Origin of the sequence: Nocardiopsis akebiae, from assembly GCF_018316795.1 — a bacterium.
GTDB lineage: Bacteria > Actinomycetota > Actinomycetes > Streptosporangiales > Streptosporangiaceae > Nocardiopsis > Nocardiopsis dassonvillei.
This window is the reverse complement of the sequence record NZ_CP074132.1, coordinates 4193298-4219726: the sequence shown is the minus strand read 5'-3', so window position 1 is coordinate 4219726 and position 26429 is coordinate 4193298. Positions and strand designations below refer to the sequence as shown.

Annotated in this window: 23 protein-coding genes; 16 read left to right on the top strand and 7 right to left on the bottom strand. The window is 72.9% G+C overall.

Going from position 1 to position 26429, the window contains the following annotated elements; all coding sequences use genetic code 11:
* Positions 1-8: 8 nt before the first annotated feature.
* Complete coding sequence (locus KGD83_RS18115) at positions 9-1193, top strand: hypothetical protein (RefSeq protein ID WP_212640310.1); 1185 nt, start codon at positions 9-11, stop codon at positions 1191-1193.
* Between the two features lie 157 nt (positions 1194-1350).
* Positions 1351-1761 carry an ABATE domain-containing protein gene (locus KGD83_RS18110; RefSeq protein ID WP_212640309.1) on the top strand — a complete coding sequence of 137 codons (411 nt, stop codon included), beginning with the start codon at positions 1351-1353 and terminating at the stop codon, positions 1759-1761.
* A gap of 38 nt (positions 1762-1799) precedes the next feature.
* Here KGD83_RS18110 and KGD83_RS18105 read toward each other — a convergent pair whose 3' ends face one another.
* On the bottom strand, positions 1800-2639 hold the full coding sequence (locus tag KGD83_RS18105; RefSeq protein ID WP_212640308.1) for a PAC2 family protein: 840 nt from the start codon (positions 2637-2639) through the stop codon (positions 1800-1802).
* Between the two features lie 281 nt (positions 2640-2920).
* On the opposite strand from KGD83_RS18105, the gene metH reads away from it, so the two are divergent.
* From metH to KGD83_RS18045, 12 genes are all read left to right on the top strand, one after another.
* On the top strand, positions 2921-6391 hold the full coding sequence (gene metH, locus KGD83_RS18100; RefSeq protein ID WP_212640307.1) for a methionine synthase: 3471 nt from the start codon (positions 2921-2923) through the stop codon (positions 6389-6391).
* 322 nt (positions 6392-6713) lie between these two features.
* Positions 6714-7427 (top strand): HAD family hydrolase, encoded by a 714-nt coding sequence (locus tag KGD83_RS18095; protein ID WP_212640306.1) that lies wholly within the window; start codon positions 6714-6716, stop codon positions 7425-7427.
* 233 nt (positions 7428-7660) lie between these two features.
* Entirely contained in the window at positions 7661-8164 is a 504-nt protein-coding gene (locus tag KGD83_RS18090) for a cellulose synthase (protein ID WP_249351935.1), read from the top strand.
* A gap of 639 nt (positions 8165-8803) precedes the next feature.
* Positions 8804-9853 (top strand): ABC transporter permease, encoded by a 1050-nt coding sequence (locus tag KGD83_RS18085; protein WP_212640305.1) that lies wholly within the window; start codon positions 8804-8806, stop codon positions 9851-9853.
* Positions 9854-9955: 102 nt separating this feature from the next.
* Entirely contained in the window at positions 9956-11704 is a 1749-nt protein-coding gene (locus KGD83_RS18080; protein WP_212640304.1) for an ABC transporter substrate-binding protein, read from the top strand.
* Between the two features lie 88 nt (positions 11705-11792).
* On the top strand, positions 11793-12806 hold the full coding sequence (locus tag KGD83_RS18075) for an ABC transporter permease (RefSeq protein WP_019609205.1): 1014 nt from the start codon (positions 11793-11795) through the stop codon (positions 12804-12806).
* A gap of 45 nt (positions 12807-12851) precedes the next feature.
* Positions 12852-14633 (top strand): ABC transporter ATP-binding protein, encoded by a 1782-nt coding sequence (locus KGD83_RS18070; RefSeq protein WP_212640303.1) that lies wholly within the window; start codon positions 12852-12854, stop codon positions 14631-14633.
* A gap of 423 nt (positions 14634-15056) precedes the next feature.
* Positions 15057-15221 (top strand): 50S ribosomal protein L33, encoded by a 165-nt coding sequence (gene rpmG, locus KGD83_RS18065; protein ID WP_013152592.1) that lies wholly within the window; start codon positions 15057-15059, stop codon positions 15219-15221.
* 154 nt (positions 15222-15375) lie between these two features.
* Positions 15376-15624, top strand: coding sequence for a type B 50S ribosomal protein L31 (locus tag KGD83_RS18060; RefSeq protein ID WP_047870211.1), 249 nt, complete (start codon positions 15376-15378; stop codon positions 15622-15624).
* A gap of 67 nt (positions 15625-15691) precedes the next feature.
* Positions 15692-15862 (top strand): 50S ribosomal protein L32, encoded by a 171-nt coding sequence (gene rpmF / locus KGD83_RS18055; protein WP_013152594.1) that lies wholly within the window; start codon positions 15692-15694, stop codon positions 15860-15862.
* 205 nt (positions 15863-16067) lie between these two features.
* Complete coding sequence (locus tag KGD83_RS18050; protein ID WP_212640302.1) at positions 16068-16733, top strand: TetR/AcrR family transcriptional regulator; 666 nt, start codon at positions 16068-16070, stop codon at positions 16731-16733.
* 183 nt (positions 16734-16916) lie between these two features.
* Positions 16917-19313 carry a lysylphosphatidylglycerol synthase transmembrane domain-containing protein gene (locus KGD83_RS18045; protein ID WP_249352467.1) on the top strand — a complete coding sequence of 799 codons (2397 nt, stop codon included), beginning with the start codon at positions 16917-16919 and terminating at the stop codon, positions 19311-19313.
* A 14-nt stretch (positions 19314-19327) separates the two neighbouring features.
* On the opposite strand, the gene KGD83_RS18040 is transcribed toward KGD83_RS18045, so the two are convergent.
* Positions 19328-19786 carry a hypothetical protein gene (locus KGD83_RS18040; protein WP_212640300.1) on the bottom strand — a complete coding sequence of 153 codons (459 nt, stop codon included), beginning with the start codon at positions 19784-19786 and terminating at the stop codon, positions 19328-19330.
* A 136-nt stretch (positions 19787-19922) separates the two neighbouring features.
* Between KGD83_RS18040 and KGD83_RS18035 the strand changes: the two genes are divergently transcribed.
* Entirely contained in the window at positions 19923-20699 is a 777-nt protein-coding gene (locus KGD83_RS18035) for a class I SAM-dependent methyltransferase (protein WP_249351934.1), read from the top strand.
* A 19-nt stretch (positions 20700-20718) separates the two neighbouring features.
* Here the strand turns inward: KGD83_RS18035 and KGD83_RS18030 are convergent, their stop codons facing one another.
* The 3 genes from KGD83_RS18030 to KGD83_RS18020 all read right to left on the bottom strand — a co-directional run bounded on the left by KGD83_RS18030 (position 20719) and on the right by KGD83_RS18020 (position 23975).
* Positions 20719-21993, bottom strand: coding sequence for an MFS transporter (locus KGD83_RS18030; RefSeq protein WP_212640299.1), 1275 nt, complete (start codon positions 21991-21993; stop codon positions 20719-20721).
* Positions 21994-22228: 235 nt separating this feature from the next.
* Positions 22229-22708, bottom strand: a complete 480-nt coding sequence (locus KGD83_RS18025) for a MarR family winged helix-turn-helix transcriptional regulator (RefSeq protein ID WP_212640298.1) — start codon at positions 22706-22708, stop codon at positions 22229-22231.
* A 232-nt stretch (positions 22709-22940) separates the two neighbouring features.
* Positions 22941-23975: an NAD(P)/FAD-dependent oxidoreductase gene (locus tag KGD83_RS18020; protein ID WP_212640297.1), complete on the bottom strand. Its 1035-nt coding sequence runs from the start codon at positions 23973-23975 to the stop codon at positions 22941-22943.
* 65 nt (positions 23976-24040) lie between these two features.
* Between KGD83_RS18020 and KGD83_RS18015 the strand changes: the two genes are divergently transcribed.
* A complete protein-coding gene (locus tag KGD83_RS18015) occupies positions 24041-24649 on the top strand; it encodes a helix-turn-helix domain-containing protein (protein WP_212640296.1) in 609 nt (202 codons plus the stop codon).
* 90 nt (positions 24650-24739) lie between these two features.
* Here KGD83_RS18015 and KGD83_RS18010 read toward each other — a convergent pair whose 3' ends face one another.
* Entirely contained in the window at positions 24740-25693 is a 954-nt protein-coding gene (locus tag KGD83_RS18010) for a glycosyltransferase family 9 protein (RefSeq protein WP_249352465.1), read from the bottom strand.
* Between the two features lie 94 nt (positions 25694-25787).
* A complete protein-coding gene (locus KGD83_RS18005; RefSeq protein WP_212640294.1) occupies positions 25788-26210 on the bottom strand; it encodes a CBS domain-containing protein in 423 nt (140 codons plus the stop codon).
* Positions 26211-26429: the final 219 nt, after the last annotated feature.

The window sequence follows — 26429 nt, the reverse complement described above, 5'->3', positions numbered from 1 at the left end:
TCCGGGACATGCAGACAGGACCGGACGTACTCCACACCACCGACTGGACCCGCACCTTCCACGCCTACGGCTCCGGTGCCGACGCCCCCGGGCACCTCGCCGCCCTGCTCACCGGCGACGCGCGTGAGCGCGGGCGCGCGCTGGACCACCTCCGCAGCGCGCTGCTGCACCAGGGCACGGTCTACCCGGCCACCGTCCCCGCCGCCCTGTTCGTCGCCGGGATCCTGGACCGCCCCGAACTCGACGGCCCGGCCCGGGCCCCGCTCCCCGAGGCGTCGGGCGAGGACCGGGGCTCCCCGCGCCGCGTCCTGCTGGGCTTCCTGGCCGCCGCGGCCGAGGGCGCGCTGTACCAGACGCCCTCCGGCCCCGTGGCCGAACCCCCCACCGGCGCCGAGCTGGACCGGGTCTACGCCGCGCTGGCCTCCGACGACGAGGAGGAGGCGGTCGGTGTGTGGGAGACCCCCGCCGTGGACGCGCTCATGGGGAGGGCGGGCCCGGAAATGCGCGCCGCCGCGCCCGTGCTGTACGCGGCGGTCGAACCCCACCTGACCGCCTCCGACGCGCACACGCGCATGTGCGCGGTGGAGGCCGCCGCGGCCCTGGCCCGGCTCGGCGGGCTGGAGCCGGACCTGTCCGGTGCCGCCGACATGGCCGAGACCCGCGACGAGGGCGCGGTCATCGTCCTGGCCCTGGGCGCCTGCGGCGCCGACACCACCGAGTTCCTCGCCCACGCCGACCCCGCCATCCGCGCCTGCGCCGCGCTGGCGCCCGGCCAGCGCGCCAACCCCGTGGCCGCCGCCGAGCTGGCCGCCGCGCTCGCGGACCCGGAGGCCGCCGACGCCTGGTTCACCAGGCGTCCCTCCCATTTCACCGGCCACGTGCGTTTCGCCCTGGTCCGGGAACTCGCCGAGCGCTCCACCGCCGAGGACGCCGCGCGCCTGCTCCCGGTGCTGCGCGCGCTGGCCCCGCTGGCCTCGCCCCTCACCGCGGCGGCCGACGCCGGACCGCTGCTGGACCTGGCCTTCCGGTCCGCCGACCCCGCCGGGCTGACCGCCGTCCAGCGCGACTACCTCAGGGTCCTGGCCGACCACGACGGCTTCTGGGACGGCCGGTTCGCCAACTTCCTGGTCGTGCTCGCCCGGCTGGGGCTGCCCCGCGAGCGCCACGGGCTCCGCGCGCTGCTCGCGGCCTGAGCCGGTCGGGCGCGCAGCCCCACGGTGAGCGGACCGGGAAGCGTCGCTTCCGTTTCGTCCTCACATGTCGATTTATGCACGTTCGTGGTGACCACCTGTGGCCACGGGCTCGCGAAAACGCCGGTATCCGGGGCCCGGCCGTGGTGGGATAGCCCCCATGACGACCCCTACGCGGCACAGCGCGGCCGCCGAACTCATCGCGGACTTCGTCTCCACCGGTGCCGGTCTCGCCGACCGGGCCGACCTCGCGCGGTTCCTGCGCGAGCACCGCCTGGCCACCGAGGGAGCCATCCCCATCACCCTCGCCGACCTCGACGAGGCCATCGCCCTGCGCGACGGTATCCGGGCGGTCCTGGAGCGGCGGGCCGAACCCGACCACGAGGCAATCGCCCGGGGCCAGAAGGTCCTGGACGGCCTCCGCGTCACCGTGCGCCTCCAGGCCTCACGCGAGGCCCCCGTGCCGCTGGCCCCCGCCGTCGTGGACGAGGTCCGCCGCGGGCTGGCCCGCATCGCCGGGGCCTGGGCCGTGGTGCTGTCCACGGGGGAGTGGCGCCACATGCGGGTCTGAGGGGCCCAGCCGGGCGCGCCCGGGGCCGCCGCGGGGCCTCAGCCCTCGTCGTGGCGGCGCAGGTAGCGCTCGAACTCCCGGGCGATCGCGTCGCCGGAGGCCTCCGGCAGGTCGGCGGTGTCCTTGGCCTCCTCCAGGCCGCGCACGTACGCGGCGATGTCCTCGTCCTCCGCGGTGAGCTCGTTGACGTTGGACTCCCACGCCACCGCGTCCTCGGGCAGGTCGCCCAGCGGCACCCGTGCGCCCAGGAAGTCCTCCACCCACGCCAGCAGCGCCAGGGAGGCCTTCGGGCACGGCGGCTGGGCGACGTAGTGGGGGATGGCCGCCCACAGCGACGCGGTCTCGATCCCCACCGCGCTGAACGCCTCGTGCACCACGCCCACGATCCCGGTCGGTCCCGAGTAGGTGGTCGCCTCCAGCCCCAGCCCCGCGCCCAGCTCCACGGGCGAGGCCATCCCGGTCACCGGGATCGGCCGCGTGTGCGGGGCGTCCGCCAGCAGCGAACCCAGCATCACCATCCGGGTGACGCCCAGCTCCCGCGCCACGGCCAGCAGGTCGGCGGCGTAGGAGCGCCACCGCATGTTCGGCTCGGGGCCCGTCACCAGCACCACGTCGCGCTCCGACCCCGGCGGCGTCGCCACCCGGACCCGGGTCGTGGGCCACTCGACCTCACCGACCGCACCGTCCACGATCGACATGCGCGGCCGGGTCACCTGGAAGTCGTAGTAGTCGTCCGGTGCCAGCGCGCACAGCTCGTAGGCGTCCCATTCCCTCGACAGGTGCTCCACGGCCAGGCTGGCCGCCTCACCGGCGTCGTTCCATCCCTCGAACGCCGCCACCATCACGGGATCAACAAGCTCCCGGACGAGCTTGGTCATGTGGCTCCTCCCTGCACGCGGACGAAGTCCACCCTACGGCGTGCCGACCCGCCCGGGGAACCGTTCGGGGCGCTCGGCCCGGGGCGCCCGGGCCGCCGCACCGCGGGATGCCCGTCTCATCTAGTGGAACAGGCGATGGGATAACCTCACAGACAGCGACTGACAAGGACACCGCCGTCCCCGGACGACCGACCCGCCCCGCACCGCGGGTCCGCCCAGTGCCACGCGTCACGGGGACACCGACTGGGCCGCCGCGGTGCTCCGACGTAGAGTTGCCAGATATGAGAGCCAGCCCCACCTTCCGCGAAACCCTGTCCCGCCGTGTGGTCGTGGCGGACGGAGCGATGGGCACCATGCTCCAGGCGCACGATCTCGACCTCGACCAGTTCGAGGGGCACGAGGGATGCAACGACATCCTCAACCTCACCCGTCCCGACATCGTCCGCGACACCCATGCCGCCTTTCTTGCCGTGGGTTCGGACGCCATCGAGACGAACACGTTCTCGGCCAACCTCGGCGGGCTCGCCGAGTACGGCATCGAGGACCGCACCTACGAGATCGCCCGAGCCGGAGCGCAGGTGGCCCGCGAGGCCGCCGACGCCTACTCCACCCCCGACCAGCCCCGCTACGTCCTCGGCTCCGTGGGCCCGGGAAACCGGCTGCCCACCCTGGGCCACGCGCCCTACGCCCAACTGCGCGACTACTACGAGCAGTGCGCGCGCGGCCTGATCGACGGCGGATCCGACGCCATCCTCATCGAGACCTGCCAGGACCTGCTCCAGGTCAAGGCCGCCGTGGTGGCCGCCCAGCGCGCCCGCCGCGCCGCGGGCAGGGACGTGCCGATCGTCGCCCAGGTCAGCATCGAGACCAACGGCACCATGCTGCTCGGCTCCGAGATCGGAGCCGCGCTGACCTCCCTGGAGCCGCTGGGCGTCGACGTCATCGGCCTCAACTGCTCCACCGGACCCGCCGAGATGAGCGAGCACCTGCGCTACCTGTCGCACCACTCGCCCATCCCCATCTCCTGCATGCCCAACGCGGGCCTGCCCCAGCTCGGACCCAACGGCGCGGTCTACAACCTCTCGCCCGCCGAATTGGCCGACGCCCACGACTCCTTCACCTCCGAGTTCGGCCTGAGCCTGGCCGGCGGCTGCTGCGGCACCACCCCCGAGCACCTGCGCCACGTGGTGGAGCGCGTCCAGGGGCGCGGCATCAAGAACCGCAAGCCCCTGGTGGAGGCGTCCTCCTCCTCCCTGTACCAGAGCGTGCCCTTCCGCCAGGACGCCAGCTACCTGGCCGTGGGCGAGCGCACCAACGCCAACGGCTCCAAGAAGTTCCGCGAGGCCATGCTGGAGGGCCGCTGGGACGACTGCGTGGAGATCGCGCGCGACCAGATCCGCGACGGCGCCCACCTGCTCGACCTCAACATCGACTACGTCGGCCGCGACGGGGTGAGCGACATGCGCGAGCTGGCCTCGCGCCTGGCCACCTCCTCCACGCTGCCGATCATGCTCGACTCCACCGAGCCGCCGGTCCTGGAGGCGGGCCTGGAGGCCCTCGGCGGCAGGAGCGTGGTCAACTCCGTCAACTACGAGGACGGCGACGGCCCCGACTCCCGCTTCACCCGCATCATGCGCCTGGTCAAGGAGCACGGCGCCGCCGTCGTGGGCCTGTGCATCGACGAGGAGGGCCAGGCCCGCACCGCCGAGTGGAAGGTGCGCGTCGCCACCCGCCTCATCGAGCAGATCACCGGCGAGTGGGGGCTGAACACCGGCGACATCGTCATCGACTGCCTCACCTTCCCCATCACCACCGGGCAGGAGGAGACCCGCCGGGACGGCCTGGAGACGATCAACGCCATCCGCGAGCTCAAGCGGCTCTACCCGGACGTGCAGACCACCCTGGGCCTGTCCAACCTGTCCTTCGGCCTCAACCCGGCCGCCCGCATCGTGCTGAACTCGGTGTTCCTGCACGAGGCGGTCCAGGCGGGGCTGGACTCGGCGATCGTGCACGCCTCCAAGATCGTGCCGATCAACCAGATCCCCGAGGACCAGCGCGAGGTCGCGCTCGACATGGTCTACGACCGGCGCGAGGGAGACTACGACCCCCTCTCGCGGTTCATGGAGATGTTCGAGGGCGTGGACGCCAAGTCCATGAAGGCCTCCCGCGCCGAGGAGCTGGCCGCCCTGCCGCTGTGGGAGCGCCTGGAGCGGCGCATCATCGACGGCGAGATGGCCGGGATCGAGGCCGACCTCGACGAGGCGCTGGAGTCCAAGCCCGCCCTGGCCATCGTCAACGACACCCTGCTCTCGGGCATGAAGACCGTCGGCGAGCTGTTCGGCTCCGGCCAGATGCAGCTGCCCTTCGTCCTCAAGTCCGCCGAGGTCATGAAGGGCGCCGTCGCCTACCTCGAACCCCACATGGAGAAGAGCGACGACGACGGCAAGGGCCGCATCGTCCTGGCCACCGTCAAGGGCGACGTCCACGACATCGGCAAGAACCTCGTGGACATCATCCTGTCCAACAACGGCTACGACGTGGTCAACATCGGCATCAAGCAGCCGGTGTCGGCGATCCTGGAGGCCGCGGAAGAGCAGCGCGCCGACGTGATCGGCATGTCCGGCCTGCTGGTCAAGTCCACGGTCATCATGAAGGAGAACCTGGAGGAGATGAACTCCAGGGGCCTGTCCGAGCGCTTCCCGGTCCTGCTGGGCGGCGCCGCGCTCACCCGCTCCTACGTGGAGCAGGACCTGGCCGAGGTCTTCGACGGCCACGTGCGCTACGCCAAGGACGCCTTCGAGGGCCTGCGCCTGATGGACGCGTTCATGGCGGTCAAGCGCGGTGAGGAGGGCGCCGAGCTGCCCGCCCTGCGCCAGCGCCGGGTCAAGACGGGGGCCAAGCTCAAGGTGACCGAGCCCGAGGAGCTGCCCGCCCGCAGCGACGTCTCGACCACCAACCCGGTGCCCAAGCCGCCCTTCCTGGGCGACCGGATCAGCAAGGGCATCCCGCTGGCCGACTACGCCGCCTTCCTCGACGAGCGGGCCACCTTCATGGGCCAGTGGGGGCTCAAGGCCGCCCGAGGCGGCGAGGGCCCCAGCTACGAGGAGCTGGTGGAGACCGAGGGCCGCCCCCGGATGCGGATGTGGCTGGACCGCATCCAGACCGACGGCCTGCTGGAGGCGGCCGTGGTGCACGGCCACTTCCCCTGCTACAGCGAGGGCGACGACCTGGTGGTGCTGGACGAGGAGGGCGCCGAGCGCACCCGCTTCACCTTCCCGCGCCAGCGCCGGGACCGCCACCTGTGCCTGTCCGACTTCTTCCGGCCCAAGGAGTCGGGGGAGCTGGACGTGGTGTCCTTCCAGGTGGTGACCGTGGGCCCGGCGATCAGCCGCGCCACCGCCGAGCTGTTCGCCAAGAACGCCTACCGCGACTACCTGGAGCTGCACGGGCTGTCGGTGCAGCTGACCGAGGCCCTGGCCGAGTACTGGCACACCCGGGTGCGCGCGGAGCTGGGCTTCGCCGGTGAGGACCCGGCCGAGCTGGACGCGTTCTTCAAGCTCGGCTACCGGGGGGCCCGCTTCTCCTTGGGCTACGGGGCCTGCCCCGACCTGGAGGACCGCGCCAAGATCATGCGCCTGCTGGAGCCCGAGCGGGTGGGCGTGACCCTGTCGGAGGAGTTCCAGCTGGTGCCCGAGCAGGCGACCGACGCGATCGTGGTCCACCACCCGGAGGCGACCTACTTCAACGTCTGACCGGCTCGTCCGGGGCGGAGCGCCCGGGGCGCGGCCCCGTCCCCCGCCGGGGGACGGGGCCGCGCGCGTGTGCGGGAGGCGCACGGCGCCCCGCCTCAGGAGCGCGCGTGCGCGGACGCGAGTGTGGGGCAGCTCTCCACCCGCCGACGTCCGAGTGTTCGTAGTGTGGAAAGGACGCCGACAGGTCCTCTTCACGGCGCGGGCGCCCCGCGTCCCGCACGATGACGACGCACAGCCCGGGTGTCCCGTGGGCCAGCGGGCAACCCATGACACACGAGGGGAGAGCGTGGTGCCGCCCGGTCCGGAAGGCGCCACCGAACGTATGAGCGAGCAGAGCACGCTGAGTCCCGAAGCCTCCGACACCCAGGCCCCCCAGGCCAGACGCCTCCAGGCCGTACTCCTGGACATGGACGGCACCCTCATCGAGAGCGAGCACCTGTGGGGTGAGGCCGAAGCCGACCTGGTCGCCGAACTGGGCGGCGTGTGGACCGAGGAGGACCACCGGCGCAACGTCGGCAACGCCGCCGAGTCCGTGGGCCGCTACATCATCGACCTGACCGGCGCGCACCACCTCACACCGCGCGAGGTCGCCGACCGCCTCTACGAGAGGTTCCGCGTCAGGCTCGCCGGAGGCGCCGACCTGCGCCCGGGCGCCAAGGAGCTGGTCACCCTGCTGTCGGAGTCCGGGGTCCCTGTGGTCCTGGTGACCTCCACCGAGAGGACGCTGGTGCGGTCGGCGATCGGCGGGATCGGCTTGGACAACTTCGACGACTCCGTGGCCGGGGACGAGGTCGAGGCGAACAAGCCCCACCCCGACCCGTACCTGAGGGCCGCCCGGCGGCTCGGTGCGGACCCCGCGCGCTGCGTGGCCTTCGAGGACTCGGTGGTCGGCGTGACCTCGGCGGCCGACGCCGGGTGCGTCACGGTCGCGGTGCCCAACCACGTGCACATCCCGCCGCGCGAGGGCGTGGTGTTCCGCGACAGCCTCGTGGGCGTGGACCTGGACTGGCTGGAGTCCCTGGTCGCCGACCGCTGAGCCCAGGCCCGCCGGTTTCCCCGCCCCCACCTGCCCCGACGCCCCCTTCCGTGCCCCGGCCGCCCGTCCGGGGCACGGGAGTAGCGTGGGTGGACAGGGGCCCCGGCTCCGGGGCCTGACCCAGGGCGTGTTCGGCGGACGCGCACCCTGCCGCGCGACGGGCGGCATCCACCGAACACGCCCTAGGGGATCGACCGGATGTGCGCTCCGGCGCCGGATGGGAGACTGGGCCCATGCCTGAGAACTTGACGTGGATGACCGGTCTGGTCCTGGGAGGCGGACTCACCCTCGCGGGACTGGTGATCTCCTTCTTCGTGTGGCGCGCCAAGGGCGCCGCCTCGGGTCTGCGGGGTGTGGCGTGGTCGCTGCTGCCGTTGGCCGCCGGTCTGATCGGGCTGATGAACGCCGTCTGGCAGTTCGCGATGAACATCTTCGGCATCCTGGTCGGCCTGCTGTTCAACCCTGCGGTGTGGGCCGGTGTGGCCCTGGCGGGCCTGGCGGTGGTGCTCTACGTCGTCTCGGGCGTCATGCGCGCCCGTGACGTGGGCACCCGACCCGGCAAGGCCAAGGAACCCGAGGCCGCCGGTGGAGCGGGGAGCGCGGCCGAGCCCGGTGCGGCCCCCGCGGCCCCGGGCGCCAAGGGGAAGGTGGGCCCGGCCCCCAAGGCCGGGGGCGCCGACGACCTCTCCGACCTGGGCGACATCGAGGAGCTGCTGCGCAAGCGCGGCATCGAGTGACCGGGGCGGGTCCGGCCCGCACACTTTCGTGACGACGGTTCCGCAGACGCGGGGCCGTCGTTCTCGTGTACGCCGTGACCGTCACCGTACGTGTTCGTGGTGGGTCCCTGGCGCGCCCGTGACCGTCGCTCTGCGCGTTCGATTGGACACGAGGAGACGTATAGCACTTGCCATAGCGTGCCTCTTCCGGGGTCGAACAGGTGCATATTCGGACGTATCGTGGGCCCGGCAGTGGAGGACGTCGCCGCAGCTCGCGGCCGGTCGTCGGATGAATGCGAACTCTGTAGCCTTTTGTTGTTATATAGGCCTTTTAACGTTGTTTGTCACGATTTAGATACATGATCGGATATTGGACGCTATGCGTTCAGATCGCGAGTAAGTTGGTCGCTGTGTAACAGCCCGGGCGCAACGGTCCCGGTGTGTCCAACTCCTCAGGTGATGTGGCACACCCCGCGGACCGGGTCTGCGGAGGCGGGTCATCCGCCCTCCCCGCCGACACGCAAGCCCACGCCAGCCAGCGTCGAGAACCGGCCGGCCCCACCGTGCGCGAACCGCAGGTCACCCCTCCTTGCGGTCGCGCGCGTGGGTTCTGTCCCGTTCCCCTCGGCCAGAAGCGTATGAGTGGAGAGTGGTGGCCTGATGAGCGCGCCCTCGCATGCCCCCGATTCGGCGGAGCAGGCGGAGCAGAACGACGCCGTGAACGTCGCTGCGCAGGCCCACGGGGTCCGCGGAGACTCCGACAACCGGTCCCTGCGCCAGATCGCCTGGCAGCGGCTGCGCAAGGACAAGGTCGCGATGGTCTCCGGCGTGGTCGTGGTCCTGCTCATCCTCGCCGCGATCTTCGCGCCCCTGCTGGCCAAGTGGTTCGGGCACCCGCCCACCCAGTTCCACCAGGACCTGATCGAGCCCAACACCGGTCTGCCGATGAGGGACCCGGACAACCCGAACCCCTTCGACACCGACCCCTGGGGCGCGATCAGCGCCGACCACCTGCTGGGCGTGGAGCCGGTGACCGGCCGCGACCTGTTCAGCCGCATCGTCTACGGCGCCCAGATCTCCCTGCTGGTGGCCTTCCTGTCCACGCTGCTGTGCGTGCTCATCGGCACCGTGCTCGGCATCATCGCCGGGTACAAGGGCGGCTGGGTCGACACCGTCATCAGCCGGGCCATGGACGTCTTCCTGGCCTTCCCGCTGATGCTCTTCGCCATCGCGCTCGTGGGCGTCATCCCCGACGGTGTCCTGGGCCTGACCGGCAACGGTCTGCGGATCGGCGTCATCGTCTTCATCATCGGCTTCTTCAACTGGCCCTACATCGCCCGAATCGTCCGGGGGCAGACGCTCTCGCTGCGCGAGCGGGAGTTCGTGGAGGCCGCCAGGAGCCTGGGCGCCAGCAACCGGCACATCCTCTTCCGGGAGATCCTGCCCAACCTGGTCACGCCGATCATCGTCTACTCGACCCTGCTCATCCCCACGAACATCCTGTTCGAGGCGGCCCTGAGCTTCCTGGGAGTCGGTATCAACCCGCCCACGCCCAGCTGGGGCAAGATGCTCTCCGACGCGGTCTCGCAGTACGCGAACGCGCCCTACTTCGTCGTCTTCCCGGGTCTGGCCATCTTCATCACCGTCCTGGCGTTCAACCTGTTCGGCGACGGGCTGCGCGACGCCTTCGACCCCAAGACCTCCGACTGACCCACGGTCGGTGGAGGCTGACCCGCCCAGCCTCCGCAAGGCAGGGATCCGACGACAGGTTGATCCCATCATCACCATCAGGTTCGCATGAGAGGCAGTTCCTTGAGGAAACGCACCCTCGGCTTCGTCGCGCTCGGCGCGGCGGCTTCCATCCTCCTTTCGGCGTGCGGGGGCGGTGGCTCCAACGGCGGAGGCTCCGCGTCCGACGCCGCCTTCGACCAGGGCTCGACCGAGGTCGTCAACGCGTCCGACCAGACCGGCGGCACCCTGCGCTACGCCATCTCCTCGGACTTCGACTCCACCGACCCGGGCGACACCTACTACGGGTTCAGCTGGAACTTCACCCGCTACTACGCCCGTACGCTGCTGGCCTTCACCCCGGCTCCGGCCCAGGAGTCCACCGAGCTGACCACGGACATGGCCGCGGGCATGCCCGAGCCCAACGAGGACTTCACCGAGTGGACCGTCAAGATCCAGGAGGGCCTCAAGTACGAGGACGGCTCCGAGATCACGGCGCAGGACATCAAGTACGCCATCGCGCGCTCGAACTACAACGGCGGTGAGCTGCCCAACGGTCCGCGCTACTTCGAGTCGCACCTGGACCAGGAGCCCTTCAACGTCTACGAGGTCGACAACCCGCTGGAGACCTTCACCGCGGTCGAGACCCCGGACGACTACACCCTGGTCTTCCACCTCAAGGACCCCTTCTCCGAGTTCCCCTACGTGCTGACCCAGCCGCAGACCGCCCCGGTGCCCGTGGAGGCCGACCGCGGCGCGCTGTACAAGGAGAAGGTCCTCTCCTCGGGCCCGTACCAGTTCGACGGCAACTACGAGCCCGGCGTGCAGCTCAACCTGGTCCGCAACGAGCACTGGGACGCCGAGACCGACCCGATCCGCCCGGCCCTGCCGGACGAGGTCACCGTCCAGATCGGCGTCGACCAGGACGAGATCGACCAGCGCCTGGTCAACGGCGACCTCGACGTCGACCTGTCCGGTGTGGGCGTCGGACCGGCGATGAAGAGCACCCTGCTCACCGACGAGGACGCTCAGGCCAACCTGGACAACCCGTACTCCGGCGCGCTGCGCTACGTCAACATCCACACCCCGGTCATCGAGGACGTGGCCTGCCGCCAGGCGATCATGTACGCGGCCGACCGCGACAGCCTGCACCGCGCCTGGGGCGGCGAGACCGGCGGCGACATCGCCACCAACCTGCTCCCGCCGACCATCCAGGGCTCGAAGCCTGAGTCGGACCTGTACCCCTCCGACGACGACAAGGGCGACCTGGCCGCCGCCGAGGCCAAGCTGGAGGAGTGCGGCGAGGCCGAGGGCTTCAGCACCACCATCGCGGTCCGCGACGGCCGCCCCAACGACATCGCCACCGCGGAGTCCCTCCAGGAGTCCCTCAAGCGCGTGGGCATCGAGGTCGACATCCAGACCTTCCCGGCCGAGGACTTCTTCGCCCAGTACGCGGGCTCGCAGGACTACGTCCGTGAGAACAACATCGGTCTGAGCGTCTCCGGCTGGATCCCCGACTGGGCCACCGGTTACGGCTTCGCCTCGAAGATCACCGACGGCGACGCCATCCAGGCCACGGGCAACTACAACACCTCCGAGCTCGACGACCCGGAGATCAACGCCCTGTGGGACGAGGCGCTGGCCACCGAGGACCCGGAGGAGCGCGCCAGCATCTACGAGCAGATCGACACCCTGGTCATGGAGCAGGCGGCCATCCTGCCGGTCGTCTTCGACCGCGCGCTGTTCTACCGCTCGGACGAGCTGACCAACGTCTACTACACGTCCTCGTACGCGATGTACGACTTCATGGCCCTGGGCGTGGACCGGGGTTAGCGCTCCGACCGGCCTGAACTAGTACGAGAAGGCAGGTGAAGGCGGTGGGGGTGCCACGGCCCCGTGGGTACCCCCGCCGCCGACCGCGATGCTGAACTATATTCTCCGCCGCCTGGGTGCGGGACTGCTGCTGCTCGCCGTCGTCACGGCGGTGACCTTCTGGATCTTCTACGTCCTGCCCCGCTGGGCCGGCGTGACCCCGCGCGGTATGGCCGCGATGTACGTGGGCAAGGCCCCCACTCCCGAGGCTCTCGACGCCACGGTGGCGCGCCTGGGCCTTGACCAGCCCATCGCCGTGCAGTTCATGGACTTCGTCAAGGGTCTGGTCCTCGGCTCCGAGTACACCTTCGGCCGGGAGACGATCGAGTGCGCGGCTCCCTGCCTGGGCTACTCCTTCACCACCAACAGCCCCGTGCTGCCCCAGCTGCTCGACCGCCTGCCGGTCACCGCCTCGCTGGCCCTGGGCGCGGCCATCATCTGGATCATCGGCGGCGTGGCCGTCGGCGTCCTCTCCGCGGTCAAGAAGGGCAGCATCTTCGACCGCATCGCCATGAGCGCCGCCCTGGTGGGCGTGTCCATGCCGATCTACTTCACCGGTCTGCTCGCCCTGGCCTTCCTCGTGCACGAGTGGGAGCTGTTCCCGGTCTCGCGCTACGTCCCCCTCACCGAGGACCCGGTCGGCTGGTTCCAGGTGATGTTCCTGCCCTGGGTCACCCTGGCCTTCCTGCACGCGGCGCAGTACGCGCGCCAGACGCGCGCGGGCATGCTGGAGGTCCTGGGCGAGGACTACATCCGCACCGCCCGTGCCAAGGGGCTGAGCGAGCGCCGCGTGATCTTCAAGCACGCGCTGCGCCCGACGCTGACCCCCATCGTGACCATCTTCGGCCTGGACGTCGGTCTGGTCCTGGGCGGCGCCATCCTCACGGAGAAGGTCTTCTCCCTGAACGGCATCGGCGCCTACGCCATCGACGCGATCATCGGCAAGGACCTGCCCGTGGTGCTCGGCGTGACCCTGATGGGTGCTGTCTTCATCGTCGTCTGCAACCTGATCGTCGACCTGCTCTACCCGGTCGTCGACCCGCGCGTGCGCATCGCCGCCTGACGACCGACAGCGTTGAACAGAGCAGCTCTAACGAAGGAAAGTGACATGGCCTCGACCGACCCCGTCGTCCGCGTGGACGACCTGCGGGTGACGTTCCCGACCATGGACGGCGACGTCCACGCGGTGAAAGGGCTGTCCTTCGAGGTGCCCGCGGGCGGTGCCCTGGGCATCGTGGGCGAGTCGGGCTCGGGCAAGAGCGTGACCTCGCTGGCCCTCATGGGCCTGCACCGGGGCAGCAAGGCGAAGATCACCGGCTCCATCGAGGTCGCGGGCCAGGACGTGGTCAGCGCCTCGGACAAGAAGCTGCGGCGGATGCGCGGCAACGACATCGCCATGGTCTTCCAGGACCCCATGCAGTCGCTGCACCCGCAGTACACGATCGGCAACCAGCTGATCGAGGCCTACCGCATCCACCGGCCCAAGGCCGCCAAGGCCGAGGCGCACGCCCGCGCGGTGGAGTCGCTGGAGCGGGTGGGCATCCCCGAGCCCGGCAGGCGGATCAACTCCTACCCGCACGAGTTCTCCGGCGGTATGCGCCAGCGCGTGGTCATCGCGATGGGTCTGATGTGCGAGCCCAAGGTGCTGCTGGCCGACGAGCCCACCACCGCCCTGGACGTGACGGTGCAGGCCCAGGTCCTGGACCTGCTGGACGAGCTGCGCCGCGACCTGGGCATGGCGCTGATCCTGGTCTCGCACGACCTGGCGGTGGTGGCGGGTTCGGTGGACGAGGTCGTGGTCATGCGCCACGGCGTCGCGGTCGAGCGCGGCGACGTGCGCGAGGTCCTGTCCGAGCCCGAGCACCCCTACACCCAGGGGCTCCTGGCCGCCGTGCCGCGCGTGGAGGTCTCCCGCGCCCAGCGGCGCGCCCAGGACCGGGTCGACCGGGTCGAGCGCGACAAGCGCGAGGGCAGGGTCACCGAGCCGGGCCAGTTCGCGGCCTTCACCCCCTCCGCCGACGGCGAGGGCTCCTCCGAGGAGACCCCGCTCCTGCGGGTGGAGGACGTGGCGCAGCGGTTCAGGGTGCGCGGCGGCACCTGGGGCAAGGCCACGGACTTCTGGGCGGTCAAGGGGGTCTCCTTCGACCTGCACCGCGGTGAGACGCTGGGGATCGTGGGGGAGTCGGGGTCGGGTAAGTCGACGTTGTCGCGGATGGTGATGCGTCTGCTGGAGCCCACGCGGGGCCGGGTGGAGTTCGAGGGCCGCGACATCACCCATATGCCCGAGCGGGCGCTGCGCCCGTTGCGCCGGGACGTGCAGATGGTCTTCCAGAACCCCTATTCCTCGCTCAACCCGCGGGTGACGGTGGGGGACGCGATCGGGACCGCGTTGCGGGTGCAGGGGGAGAGGGACGCCAAGAAGGTGCGCCGCCAGGTGCAGGAGCTGTTGGAGCGGGTGGGGTTGGAGCCCGATCACTACAACCGGTTCCCGCACGCGTTCTCGGGTGGGCAGCGTCAGCGGATCGCGATCGCGCGGGCGCTGATCCTCAAGCCGAAGCTGATCATCTGCGACGAGCCGGTGTCGGCGTTGGACGTGTCCACGCAGGACCAGGTGCTGCGGTTGCTGTCGGAGTTGCAGGACGACTTCGGGTTGACCTACATCTTCGTGGCCCATGATCTGGCGGTGGTGCGTCAGGTCAGTGACCGGGTCGCGGTGATGCGTGCGGGTGAGGTGGTGGAGATGGGGGACAGCGACGCGGTGTACGAGAATCCCGCCAGCGACTACACCCGCCAGCTGTTGACGGCCGCTCCGGTCCTGGACCCCGACGAGGCCCGCCGCCTGCGCGCCGGGCGCGTGGAGAAGCGCGCCGAGGGCAAGGCCGTCGCCTGACGGTCCTCACGGACTCGACGGTCCTGACGGTCCAGACGGACCGGTGGCCGACCGGCAGACCGACCCAGCGCCGGTGCCGCCGCGGAACCCCGCGGCGGCACCGGCGTTTCGCGTGTCCGGGACGAGGGCGCCGATGACAGCGCCGGGCCGTGCGCCGGGCCGCCCGAACCACGCGCCGGGCTGGGCGTTGGACCCGCCGAACAGCGCGCCGAGCAGGGCGGCTGGACTCGCTGGACCCGCTGCGCCGGGCACGGCCGTGCGCGACGAGGAGGACCGCCGGTACGGGCGCCCGGTCCGCGGCGGTTCCGGCGGCTGATCGCCGTCGGGCGGGGGGCGTCCACAGGAGGAAGATGACCTGGCCGGGTCGGGAATGAAAACGGTTATCATTGACTTGTAACGCGTGGGAACCCTGAGGAGGCATCCATGGCACGCAACGAGATCCGGCCGATCATCAAGCTCAAGTCCACCGCGGGGACGGGCTTCACCTACGTCACCCGCAAGAACCGGCGCAACACGCCCGACCGGCTCACCCTGAAGAAGTACGACCCGCGCGTGCGCCGCCACGTCGAGTTCCGCGAGGAGCGCTGAGCCGGGCCGCGCCCCGGCCGCCCGTCCCCGCGAGGCCCCGGCGAACCGGCGCCCCGACCGGCGGCGGTGCCGCCGACCCCGACGGGCGCCGTCCCGTCGCGCGCCGCCGAGCAGGCGGACCGCCGCGCCCAACGACCACCCCAAGGGGGCACACATGAAGCAGGGAATCCACCCCGACTACCACCCGGTCGTCTTCCGCGACCGCGCGGCCGACTTCTCCTTCCTCACCAGGTCAACCGCCACCAGCGACAAGACCATCGAGTGGAGCGACGGCCGCACCTACCCGCTGATCGACGTCGAGATCTCCAGCGCCAGCCACCCCTTCTACACGGGCAACGCCCGCGTGGTGGACACGGCGGGCCGCGTGGAGCGGTTCCAGCGCCGCTACCAGCGCAGGGGCTGACCGACACGAGCGCGGGGCGGGGCCCGGCGCCCCGCCCCCGACCACCCGAGAAGAAGGCAGAGGTCCCATGGCCGTACCCAAGCGCAGGATGTCGCGGTCCAACACCCGCACGCGCCGTTCCCAGTGGAAGGCCGCCACCCCCGACCTGGTGCGCGTCCACATCCGCGGCCGCGAGTACCTCGTGCCGCGCAACCTCGTCCGCGCCTACGAGCGCGGGCTGCTCGCGCCGCCCGAGTAGACGGGCCCGCCCCGGCCCGCCCGGCCCCGTGCGCCCGGTCCGGCCGCGACACCGGGCCCGGGCGCCGCTGACGCCGCCGCGCGTCCGCCCGCGCCGCCGCGCGCCGGGTCCCTCTCCCGCCCGGCGCGCGGCGGTGTGAGCACCGCCACCGAGCTCCTCCGCCGGGCAGCCGGGCGGGTCGGCCGAGAGCCGTAGGGTGGTGGGCATGCCCGCCCGAACGCCTCCCACCGCGCCCGGCGGCGACGCCCCGGGGCTGCGCGCCGACGCGCTGCACAACCGCCACCGCATCGTCGAGGCGGCCCGCGCGGCCTTCGCCGAACGCGGGATCGACGTGCCGATGTCGGCCATCGCCCGCCGCGCCGGAGTGGGGGTCGCCACCCTCTACCGCCGCTTCCCCACCCGCGAGGCCCTGGTCACCGAGGTGTTCGCCGACCAGTTGGCGGCCTGCGCCTCCCTGGTGGACGACGGCCTCGCAGACCCGGACCCCTGGCGGGGCTTCTGCTCGTTGGTCGAGCGGGTGTGCGCGATGCAGGCCGCCGACCGCGGCTTCACCGGCGCGTTCCTCACCGCCTTCCCCAGGGCGGTCCCCTTCGAGGAGAAGCGCGACCGCGCCGAACGCGGCATCACCGAACTCATCCGCAGGGCCAAGGCGGCCGGGCGGCTGCGTCCCGACTTCGCGGTCGCGGACCTCGCGCTGCTGTTCCTGGCCAACTGCGGGGCCGCCTCCGGCCCGCCCGAGGCGGCCGCCGCCTCCTCGCGGCGCCTGGTGGCCTACCTCCTCCAGTCCTTCGAGAACACGGAACGGCGCCGCCCCCTGCCCGCCGCCCCCGAGATCGGGCTGGGCCAGATCCCCGACCTCTTCACGGGCTGAGCGCGACGGTCCCGCGAAACGCACCGCCCCTGGCCCCCGGCCCCCTCGGATTCGGGCAGTCTTAAGGGTGTGACAACGCGAACCGACGAGATCCCCCCGCCGGACCCACGGACACCGAGAGCCCCGCGCAGGCCCGTCGACCTCCTCACGGGAACGGTCGGCCTGATCGCGGTGGCGGCGATCATGATCGCCGTCCGCGTGGTCACCGACGGTGTGGAGGGGACCGATCCCGACCGGCTCCGCGCGCTGCTGCCCTCCGGCCTGCTCCTGCTCGTCGCCGCGGGCGCCAACCTCCTGCTGATCGTCCTCGTCAGCTACGTCGTCCTGCGCACGCTGTTCACCGGGCGGCTGCGCTCCCTGGGCCGGCCGGTCGCCGCCGGGATCGCCGCCTACACGCTCGCCTCGCTGATCAACGCCTCCCTCTTCGCGCTGATCGGCCCGGAGCGGTTCCCCGACGCCCTCGCCCCCGACGACGTGTTCACCAGCGCCACCCTCGGCTACGTGGCCGCCGTCCTGGCCTTCATCCGCACCATGCCCGCCGGTCTGCCGCGGGTCCGCTCGGTCCTGTGGGCGGGCAACACCACGGTCGCGGTCTGCGCCCTGCTGGCCGGGGTCACCAGCTTCCTCGCCCTCGTCCTGACCGTCCTGGTCGGCCTCACCTGCGCCGCCCTGGTCCGGTACGCGCTGGGGGAGAGGCCGCCGCCGCAGACCGACAACGGCCTGGACGCCGAGCTGCGCAGGTTCGGGCTGACCGCCACCGGCGTCTCCCGCGCTGAGGACGACGAGGAGGGCAACCCGCGCCACCTGGCCGAACTCGACGACGGCCGCAGGGTGGAGCTGGTCGTGCTCAGCTCCGAGAACACCGCCGGGTTCTGGCGGCGCCTGCGCGACCTGCTGTTCCTGCGCGGTCCCGTGGCGCCCCGGATGCTCTACGGCGTGCGCCGCCGCGCCGAGCACGCCGCTCTGATGAGCTTCTCCGCCCGGCAGGCGGGGGCCGCCGTCCCCCGGGTCCTGGCCGTCGGCGAACTCGGGCCCGGCACCGTCCTGCTGGTCCGCGAGCTGCCCGCCTTCCGCGCGCTGGACGCGCTCGACGACGAGGAGCTCACCGACGGGCTGATCGACCTGTGCTGGCGCGAACTCGGACTGCTGCACCGCCACCGGCTCGTCCATGGCAACGTCAACGGCGCCACCGTCGGTGTCCTGGACCAGCCCTGCGACCCTGCCAGCGCCTTCACCCCGGTGGTCGCCTCCCTCCCCGAGGGCGCCTCGGAACCGGCAGGCGCCGCCACCCCGGCAGGCGCCTCCGAAACCGCGGTCCCGCCGGTCCCGGCGGCATCTCATGAAGCGGCGGTCCTGCTCACCGGGCTGGACCGCGGCGGCGTGGCCGCCCCCCAGCTCCAGGTCTGGCTGGACCAGGCCGCCATGCTCACCCTGCTGGCCATGCGGGTGGGGTCCGGGCGCGCCGTGGACTCGGCGGTGCGCGCGCTGGGCGTGACCGCCACGGCCGCGGTCCTGCCCTTCCTGCAACCCGCAGGCCTGCCCTACGCGCTGCGCAGGGGGCTGCGCGGGGACCGCGGGCTCCTGGCCAGGCTGCGCGAGCGCGTGGTGCGCATCGCCCCGGAGGCGCCCTCCGAGCCCGCACGCCTGGAGCGAATGCGTCCGCGCACCGTGGTCAGCGTCATCGTCGCCACCGTCGTCGGCCTGGTGCTGCTGTACCAGCTCACCGGCGTGGACTTCACCGCCATCGGCCGGGCCGACCCGGTGTGGACGCTGGCCGCGCTCGCCGCGTCGGTGGTGTGCACGCTCTCCGCCGCGATGATCCTCATCGGCTTCGTGCCCGTGCCGCTGCCGTGGTGGCGCACCGTCATGGTCCAGTACGCGGGGTCGTTCGTGCGCATCGCCGCCCCCGCCGGGCTGGGGTCGCTCGCGATCAACACCCGGTTCGTCACCAGGGAGGGTGTCTCCACATCCCTGGCCCTGTCCGCGGTGGGCCTGACCCAGCTGGTCGGGTTCCTGGTGCACGTGCCGCTGCTGCTGGTGTGCGCCTACCTCACCGGCACCTCGTACTGGACCGGGTTCACGCCCTCGCCGACCGTCGTCGTGATCAGCGTCGCCGGGACGGCCGTGGTGGGGGTGGTCCTGCTGCTGCCCCGGCTGCGGCACGCCCTCGGCGCCCGGATGCGGCCCTACCTGCGCGGGGTGCTCCCGCGGCTGCTGGACATGCTCCAGAGCCCGTCCAGCCTGCTGCTGGGCTTCGGCGGAACGCTGCTGATCACCGCGGCGTTCGTGCTGTGCCTGCAGTTCTCGGTCCTGGCCTTCGCCGCCCCGGGCGCCCAGGTGAGCCTGGTGGCGGTCGCGGTGGTGTTCCTGGCTGGCAACGCGATCGGCTCGGCCGCGCCCACGCCCGGAGGCCTGGGCGCGGTGGAGGCCGCCCTGATCGGCGGCCTGACCACGGTGGCGGGCGTCCCCGCCGCCGTCGCGCTGCCCGCGGTGCTGCTGTTCCGGCTGCTGACCTTCTGGCTGCCGGTCCTGCCGGGCTGGGGGGCCTTCTCCTACCTCCAGCGCCGCGAGGCCATCTGAGCGGGGTCCGCGCGTCAGGAGGCGTCGGCGCGGGCGGGCACCAGCCTTCCGATCCCCCAGGCGGCCAGACCGGTGACGGCGCCGACGGCCGCACCGGTGAACAGGCTGCTCACCACCGCGAAGCCGCGGACGACGACCGCGTGCGCCAGGGGCGGCAGGCCGCCGAGGTTGCCGCCGAGCGTCGGGGGGTTCCCCTCCCAGGCGGTGTTCCACAGCAGTTGGTGCCCCAGGGCCAGGAGCACGCCGTAGAGCAGTCCGACCACCAGCAGCGTCGGGAACGGGTTCGGGGTCCGGGCCAGGACGGCCACCGCCACCCACACGAGCGGGGGGACGAACACGAACAGGGCGTTGACGAGGGTTCCCTCGTGGATGACGCCGAGGTCGTGCAGGACCACGCGGGGCGCCGCGAGCAGGGCCAGCAGAGCCATGGCGGTCCAGGACAGGCCGAGGGCGGGACGTCTGTGTTCGGTCATGGCCACGACCCTAGGGAGGCCGCCGCGCCGGCACATCCGCGTTCGGTATCGACCGTGTACGCCCGTGGTCGGCCCCGGGGCCGCGTCCCGTCGTTATCCGGTTGAGCCCGCGCCGCCGGGTACGCACAATGGCCGGATGACCACGAGAGGGCGGGAACCCGTGCGAGACTTCGACGACCTGGTGGAGGAGGCCGTCCGGCGGCCGACCTCCGGGTGGGACTTCCGGTTCCTGGACGGAAGGGTGGTCGAGGACCCGCTGCCCTGGTCCTACGGGGAGCGCGCCGGGCGGCTCGTGCGTACCGTGCGGGCCCCCGTCCTGGACCCGGGCACCGGGGGCGGAGAGTTCCTCTCCTCACTGGCGCCGCTGCCGCCCGGCTCCCGGGCCACCGAGGAGTGGCCGCCGAACGCGCCCGTCGCCCGAAGCGGGCTCGCGGCCCTGGCGGTGGACGTGGTGGAGCCGGGCCCCGACGGGAGCCTGCCCCTGCCCTCCGGGGGGGTCGGCGCGGTGCTCGACCGCCACGAGGCCTACGACCCCGCCGAGGTCGCCCGGGTCCCGGCCCCCGGCGGTGTCTTCCTCATCCAGCAGGTCGGCGGAGACGACGGGTACGAGCTCAGCGCCCTCCTGGAGGGGCCGCCCCCGGACCGGAACGCGGACTGGGACCTCGACGCGGCGGTCGCGGGCCTGGAGGGGGCGGGCCTGGCCGTCACCCGCGCCCGCCGGGTCCGGACCCTGCGCCGCTTCCACGACGTGGGCGCGCTCGTGTCCTACCTGCGCATGGTGCCGTGGCAGGTGCCGGGCTTCGACGCGCGCGCCCACCGGGGGCCGCTGCTGCGGCTGCACCGGGACATGGCGCGGGGGACCCCGCTCACGTGCACGGTGCACCGCTTCCTCGTCGAGGCGTGCGTGCGCTGACCGCGCCGCGCACCGGCGCTCACTCGCCCAGTGTGATCGCCTCGGCCTCGGCCCGCGCTGACTCGGGGCCGTCGTCCACCCTGCGCAGCGCCCCGCGGCCCAGGAGCACGATCCCCGCGGCCAGCGCCACCGACCCCGCCGCCGCGTACATCGGGGCGCCGGGGGACAGGGCCGCGGCGAGCGCGGAGGCGGCCGGGGGAGCGGCGGCGCCGCCGAGGAAGCGCACCGCCGAGTAGGACGAGGACGCCACCGGACGCGGTAGGTCGCTGGCCTCCATCACGCACTCGGTCAGCACCGTGTTGAGCACGCCCAGCAGCAGGCCGCCCAGCACGATGGCGGTGATGAGTCCCGCCGTGGAGGAGACGAGCGCGCCCGCGGCGACCAGGTCCGCGGCCAGCAGGAGCAGGGTGGTCCACAGCACCCGCGTGCGCGGCCACCGGCGGGTGAGCACCGGGGCCACGAAGACCGAGGTCACGGCTACCGCCAGGCCCCAGCCGAAGAAGGTGAACCCCAGGCCCATCTCGTCCAGCCCCAGCGGGAAGGGCGTGTAGGCCAGCAGGGCGAAGAAGCCGATGTTGTAGAACAGCGCGGCCAGGGCCAGCACCAGGATGCCCGGGACGCGCAGCGCCGCGAACGGGGCCGACAGCGGCACCGGCGCGGTCCGCTCCGTGGCGTCGCTCCTGAGCAGCACGGCGATCGCGACGAACCCGACCGCCATCAGCGCGGCGGTACCGAAGAAGGGGCCGCGCCAGCTGACGCTGCCGAGCAGTCCGCCCAGGAGCGGGCCCGTGGCGATGCCCAGGCCCAGCGCCGCCTCGTAGAGCACGATCGCGGAGGAGGCCCCGCCGCTGGCGGCGCCGACGATGGTGGCCAGGGCGGTGGAGATGAAGAACGCGTTGCCCAGTCCCCACCCGGCCCGGAAGCCGATGACGGACTCGACGCTGCCGCTGGCCCCGGCCGCGGCGGCGAAGACCACGATCAGCGCCAGGCCGACCAGCAGGGTGCGCTTGGCGCCCAGGCGGCTCGACACCCAGCTGGTGACGAGCATGGCCAGGCCGGTGACCAGCAGGTAGCTGGTGAACAGCAGCGAGGTCTGGGTCTGCGTGGCCTCCAGGCTGCGGGAGATCGCGGGCAGGATCGGGTCGACCAGGCCGATGCCCATGAAGGCGATCACGCAGGCGAACGCCACGGCCCACACGGCGCGCGGCTGCCGGAGGACGGACCCCTCCGGCGCGTGTCCCCGGTCCGCGCCCTCGGGCGGTGCTGTACGCGGGGTTTCGGTCTTCGCCACCATGTTCTCGCTGCTCCCTGTCGTCGCCGATGGTGGTGAGGACGGCGGCCGATCCGGTCGGGGCCCTCATTCACATAGGTAACCTATGTTAATCCCCGCGCATTCCCGACCGGCACGCGAGGGGCCCGAGGGAGGGGAGGCGTCGATCACCGGAACCGCGGGAGGGCATGTGGGCGGCGGGCGCGAGGGCGGTGCGAGCCGAGGGCGCGACCGGGCTCCGGGGACCGAACCCGGCCGCTCAGGCCCCGCCGCGGCGCAGCCGCTCGTCCAGCAGCCGCACCGAGTCCGACAGCAGCTCCCGCTCGTGCTCGGACAGGTCGGAGAACAGCGGCGACAGCGCGTCGCCGATCCGGTGCCGCCAGTCCTCCAGCGCCGCCGCGCCTGCCATGGTCAGCTCGTGCAGCTGGGCCCGCCGGTCGTCGGGGTCGGGGTGGCGCGCCACGTACCCGGAGGAGAGCAGCGACTCCACGATCACCGTCATGGTGGGCTGCCTGACCCGGCAGTGCTCGGCCAGGACGCCCAGCCGCAGCGGTCCCTTCTCCTGGAGCACGCTCAGTGCGCGCCACGTCGCCGGGGACGTGCGCTCGCCGGTCTCGTGCGCGGCGTAGCGCCCGATCCGCTGGCTGATGTTGAGGAGGCGGACCAGGAGGTGGGCGACATCGGGGCCCCGGCCGTCCCCGGCGTCCGCGTTTCCGGCGGGCTCGTCGTCGTGGTGCACGCCGCCAGGCTAGGGCATCTTCGGCTGGCGTGCCCCGCCGTGCGCCGGGAGGCGTTCCCCCCGCGGCGCGGTACGCCGCGGGGGGAACGCGGGTCACGGGCGCCCGCGGGCCCGCACCACGGAGTCGTGCGGGGCGCCCTCGCGGCCGCCGTGGTCGGCCGTCATGGCCCCGGCGCCCGGGGCGGCCAGGCCCTGTCCACGTCCTCGGACGCGCCGTCCCCTTTCCCGCCACTCACAGGCCGTGGCGGCGCCCGCCCGTCACCAGCTCGCTCACCCGCGCCTCGGATCCGGCCGAGAAGGCGTCCCGGTGGGCGGCGACCGCCCGGCGGGTGTCCTCGTCGACCAGGTCGGCGTTGATCTGGGCCCCGGCGGCGGCGCCCGAGGCCGCCGAGGCGCCGACCTGCGCGCTCAGGTCGGTGACGTTGCCCGCGGCCCACACCCCGGGTACGTCGGTGCGTCCGCCCCCGTCGGTGGGGACGTACTCGCCGACCCCCATGGGGTGCTCCCGGGTGCTCAGGCCGAGCGTCTCCAGGAAGGAGGCGCGCGCCACCATCCGCGTTCCGACGGCCACCACCTCCCGGTCGACCACCGCGCCGTCCGCGAGCCGCAGCCCCGTGATCCGGCCGTCGGCGGTCTCCAGGGAGGCCACCGGGCCCTCCACCACGCGGATGCCCCGGGCGGCCAGCTTCTCGGCGTCCTCCTCGCCCGGCGAGGGCGTGGTGTGGGTGAAAAGCGTGACGTCCTCGCTCCACTGGCGGAACAGCAGCGCCTGGTGCACCGCCATCGGCCCGCTGGCCAGCACGCCGATGGTCCGGTCGCGCACCTCCCAGCCGTGGCAGTACGGGCAGTGCACCACGCCCGCGCCCCACTGCTCGCGCACGCCCGCCACGTCCGGCAGTTCGTCCACCAGCCCGGTGGTCACCAGGACCCGGCGCGCGCGCACGCCGCGGCCGTCGGCCAGCTCCACCCGGAACCCGTCGCCGTCGCGGTTCACAGCCGTGACCTCCCCTGTGATCACGTGGCCGCCGTAGCCGCGCACCTCCGCCCGGCCCCGCTCCAGCAGTTCGGCCGGGGACACGCCCTCCCGGGCCAGCAGCCCGTGCACGCCCGAGGCGGGCGCGTTGCGCGGGGCCCCCGAGTCGACCACCGCCACCGAGCGCCGCGCCCGGGCCAGCATGAGGGCGCCGTTCAGTCCGGCGGCGCCACCGCCGATCACCACCGCGTCGTAGCCGTTCTCCAACTGATCGTTCACCGCGATCACCTCCATGCCCCCACCATGCGGCCCCTCACCGGTTCGCGCAATCTTTGTTGCCGTTATGGCAAAATGGCGGCATGGAACACGACCTCGACCAGGCGCTCGACGCGGTCGGACCCCGGCTGCGCGCGCTGCGCAAGCAGAAGGAGACCACGCTGACCGACCTGTCGGCGGCGACGGGTATCTCGGTGAGCACCCTGTCCAGGCTGGAGTCCGGTTCCCGCCGCCCCACCCTCGAACTGCTGTTCCCGCTGGCCAGGGCGTACGGAGTCACCCTCGACGAACTCGTGGACGCGCCGCCCACCGGCGACCCGCGCATCCACCTGCGGCCGGTCACCCGCCACGGCATGACCATGCTGCCCCTGACCCGCCGTCCCGGCGGTATCCAGGCGTACAAGCTGGTGATCCCCGGTGACGACCGTCCCAGCGAACCCGATCCGCAGACCCACGAGGGCTACGAGTGGCTCTACGTCCTCAACGGGCGGCTGCGGGTCGTGCTGGGCGAGCACGACCTGGTGCTCGCCCCGGGGGAGGCGGCCGAGTTCGACACCCGCGTGCCGCACTGGTTCGGTTCGGCCGACTCCGGCTCGGTCGAGTTCCTCAGCCTGTTCGGTCGACAGGGGGAGCGCGCGCACCTGCGCGCCCGCCCCAGGGCGGAGGGCGCGTCCGGCGACGCCGACCCGTGATCGGAAGGGCGCGTCGGCCCGCCCACCGGGGATGAACCAGCCCCCGCAGGCTCGGTGGGTCGCGCAGAGCGCCCCCCGGGGCGCGGGGGTTCAGGAGCCGCGCACGGCCTCCTCGGCGGCGGGGCGTCCGGAGGCGCACACGCTCCGGCACGCGGCGACGACCTCCTCCACGCCGATCGCGTCCAGACCCGGGTCCAGTTCGGCCGAGTGCGGGTCGCCCGCACGGCCCGCCCACAGGCACACGTGGGCGTCCCGGTCCACGCGCGGCCCCCACAGCTCCGGGGAGACCGGTCCGAACAGGCGCACCGACGGGGTGCCGTAGGCCGTGGCCAGGTGGCCGACCCCGGTGTCCCCGCACACCACCAGCCGCGCCTCGCCGACCAGCCGCGCCAGCAGATCCAGGGACGTGCGGCCGGCCAGCACCGCCCGGCCGCCGAGCCCGGCGGCCCCGGCCACCCGCTCGGCCAGCGCGGTCTCGTTCTGCGAGCCGGTCACCAGCACCCGCAGCCCCGAGGCCGCCAGGTCCTTCGCCACCCGCGCGAAACGCTCCGGGGGCCAGCGCCGCGACCCGGAGGCGGCTCCCGGGTGGACGATCGCGGTGTCCTCCTCGAGCACCGCGTCCCGCCCCTGGGACGGGTCCGGCCACCGCAGGTCGTCCGGGTCGGCCGCCACACCGTGCGCGAGCAGCAGGCGGCACCAGATCTCGGCGTCGTGGACCCCCTCGGGCCACTCCGGGCCCGGCCACTGCGGGGCGGACGGGTGGCCGTGCGTCCACAAACGCCCCGGCGTCAGCGCCGCCAGGGCCGCGGTGCTCTGCGGCCCCCGGCCGTGCAGGTTGACCGCCAGGTCCGGGGAGCCCGTGTCGGGCGCGCGCAGCGGCCCGGTCGGCAGGACATCCCAGTCCAGTCCGGCCAGCGCGACCAGGTGCCGGTACCAGGAGGGGCCGGCCAGGGTGCGGCGCCAGGACGGCAGCGCCCGCTCCAGCGCGCGCAGCGCGGGAACGGCCGTGGCGAAGTCGCCCAGCCCCAGCGCCCGCAGCACCAGCAGGGACGGCCGTCCTTCCGTGCCGGGGACCCGGCCCCCGCCCGGGCCCCCGCGGCCGGGCGGCGGCGCCCCTCCCAAGGGCTTCACCGGTGCCTCAGCGGTTGGGGTCGGCGGCGCTGACGTCGGCCAGTGCCGAGTCCTCGTCCACGGCCCGCGCCAGGTCGCCCATGGACACCACGCCCACGACGCGGTCGCCGTCCACGACGGGGAGGCGGCGCACCGCGCTGGTGCGCATGACGTGCACCGCGTCGGCGATCCCGCTCTGCGGCGGTACGGTGGCCACCTCCGCGCTGCACACGTCGCCGACGCTGCGCTCGCCCGGATCGCCGCCCTCGGCCACGCAGCGCACCACGATGTCGCGGTCGGTCAGGATGCCGGTGATCTGCTTGTCCCGGGTCACGACGACGTCGCCCACGTCGGCGTCGCGCATGATCTCCGCGGCCTCGCGCAGGGACGTGTCCGGCGAGACCGTGCGGACCGGGCTGCTCATCACCTGGTCGATGGTTCGCACCACCATGGTCCTGCTCCTTTCGTGCCGGTCGTGCCTCTCAGTTCTCACCGGTCCCATAGCCCGCATCGGTGGGGGCAAACATGAGGGCTTCCCCGGCGCCGTGGGGGCGGACCGCGGGCGCGCGGGCGGCGGGCCCGGGGCAGTCCCCGCGCGCGTCGCTGCTGGTCAGCGGGTTCCGGTTCTCCTGCGGTCGATGTTTACGCGTCGCTGCTGCTGGTAGTCGAG

What these genes read in the sequence shown, in the direction of transcription:
- rpmG (WP_013152592.1), top strand. Translation starts at nt 15,057, where the DNA reads ATGGCACGCAACGAGATCCGGCCGATCATCAAGCTCAAGTCCACCGCG.
- KGD83_RS18085 (WP_212640305.1), top strand. Translation starts at nt 8,804, where the DNA reads ATGAGCGCGCCCTCGCATGCCCCCGATTCGGCGGAGCAGGCGGAGCAG.
- KGD83_RS18030 (WP_212640299.1), bottom strand. Translation starts at nt 21,993, where the DNA reads ATGGTGGCGAAGACCGAAACCCCGCGTACAGCACCGCCCGAGGGCGCG.
- KGD83_RS18045 (WP_249352467.1), top strand. Translation starts at nt 16,917, where the DNA reads ATGATCGCCGTCCGCGTGGTCACCGACGGTGTGGAGGGGACCGATCCC.
- rpmF (WP_013152594.1), top strand. Translation starts at nt 15,692, where the DNA reads ATGGCCGTACCCAAGCGCAGGATGTCGCGGTCCAACACCCGCACGCGC.
- KGD83_RS18035 (WP_249351934.1), top strand. Translation starts at nt 19,923, where the DNA reads ATGACCACGAGAGGGCGGGAACCCGTGCGAGACTTCGACGACCTGGTG.
- KGD83_RS18095 (WP_212640306.1), top strand. Translation starts at nt 6,714, where the DNA reads ATGAGCGAGCAGAGCACGCTGAGTCCCGAAGCCTCCGACACCCAGGCC.
- KGD83_RS18110 (WP_212640309.1), top strand. Translation starts at nt 1,351, where the DNA reads ATGACGACCCCTACGCGGCACAGCGCGGCCGCCGAACTCATCGCGGAC.
- KGD83_RS18115 (WP_212640310.1), top strand. Translation starts at nt 9, where the DNA reads ATGCAGACAGGACCGGACGTACTCCACACCACCGACTGGACCCGCACC.
- KGD83_RS18105 (WP_212640308.1), bottom strand. Translation starts at nt 2,639, where the DNA reads ATGACCAAGCTCGTCCGGGAGCTTGTTGATCCCGTGATGGTGGCGGCG.
- KGD83_RS18070 (WP_212640303.1), top strand. Translation starts at nt 12,852, where the DNA reads ATGGCCTCGACCGACCCCGTCGTCCGCGTGGACGACCTGCGGGTGACG.
- KGD83_RS18060 (WP_047870211.1), top strand. Translation starts at nt 15,376, where the DNA reads ATGAAGCAGGGAATCCACCCCGACTACCACCCGGTCGTCTTCCGCGAC.
- KGD83_RS18020 (WP_212640297.1), bottom strand. Translation starts at nt 23,975, where the DNA reads ATGGAGGTGATCGCGGTGAACGATCAGTTGGAGAACGGCTACGACGCG.
- KGD83_RS18090 (WP_249351935.1), top strand. Translation starts at nt 7,661, where the DNA reads ATGCCTGAGAACTTGACGTGGATGACCGGTCTGGTCCTGGGAGGCGGA.
- KGD83_RS18050 (WP_212640302.1), top strand. Translation starts at nt 16,068, where the DNA reads ATGCCCGCCCGAACGCCTCCCACCGCGCCCGGCGGCGACGCCCCGGGG.
- KGD83_RS18040 (WP_212640300.1), bottom strand. Translation starts at nt 19,786, where the DNA reads ATGACCGAACACAGACGTCCCGCCCTCGGCCTGTCCTGGACCGCCATG.
- KGD83_RS18015 (WP_212640296.1), top strand. Translation starts at nt 24,041, where the DNA reads ATGGAACACGACCTCGACCAGGCGCTCGACGCGGTCGGACCCCGGCTG.
- metH (WP_212640307.1), top strand. Translation starts at nt 2,921, where the DNA reads ATGAGAGCCAGCCCCACCTTCCGCGAAACCCTGTCCCGCCGTGTGGTC.
- KGD83_RS18005 (WP_212640294.1), bottom strand. Translation starts at nt 26,210, where the DNA reads ATGGTGGTGCGAACCATCGACCAGGTGATGAGCAGCCCGGTCCGCACG.
- KGD83_RS18075 (WP_019609205.1), top strand. Translation starts at nt 11,793, where the DNA reads ATGCTGAACTATATTCTCCGCCGCCTGGGTGCGGGACTGCTGCTGCTC.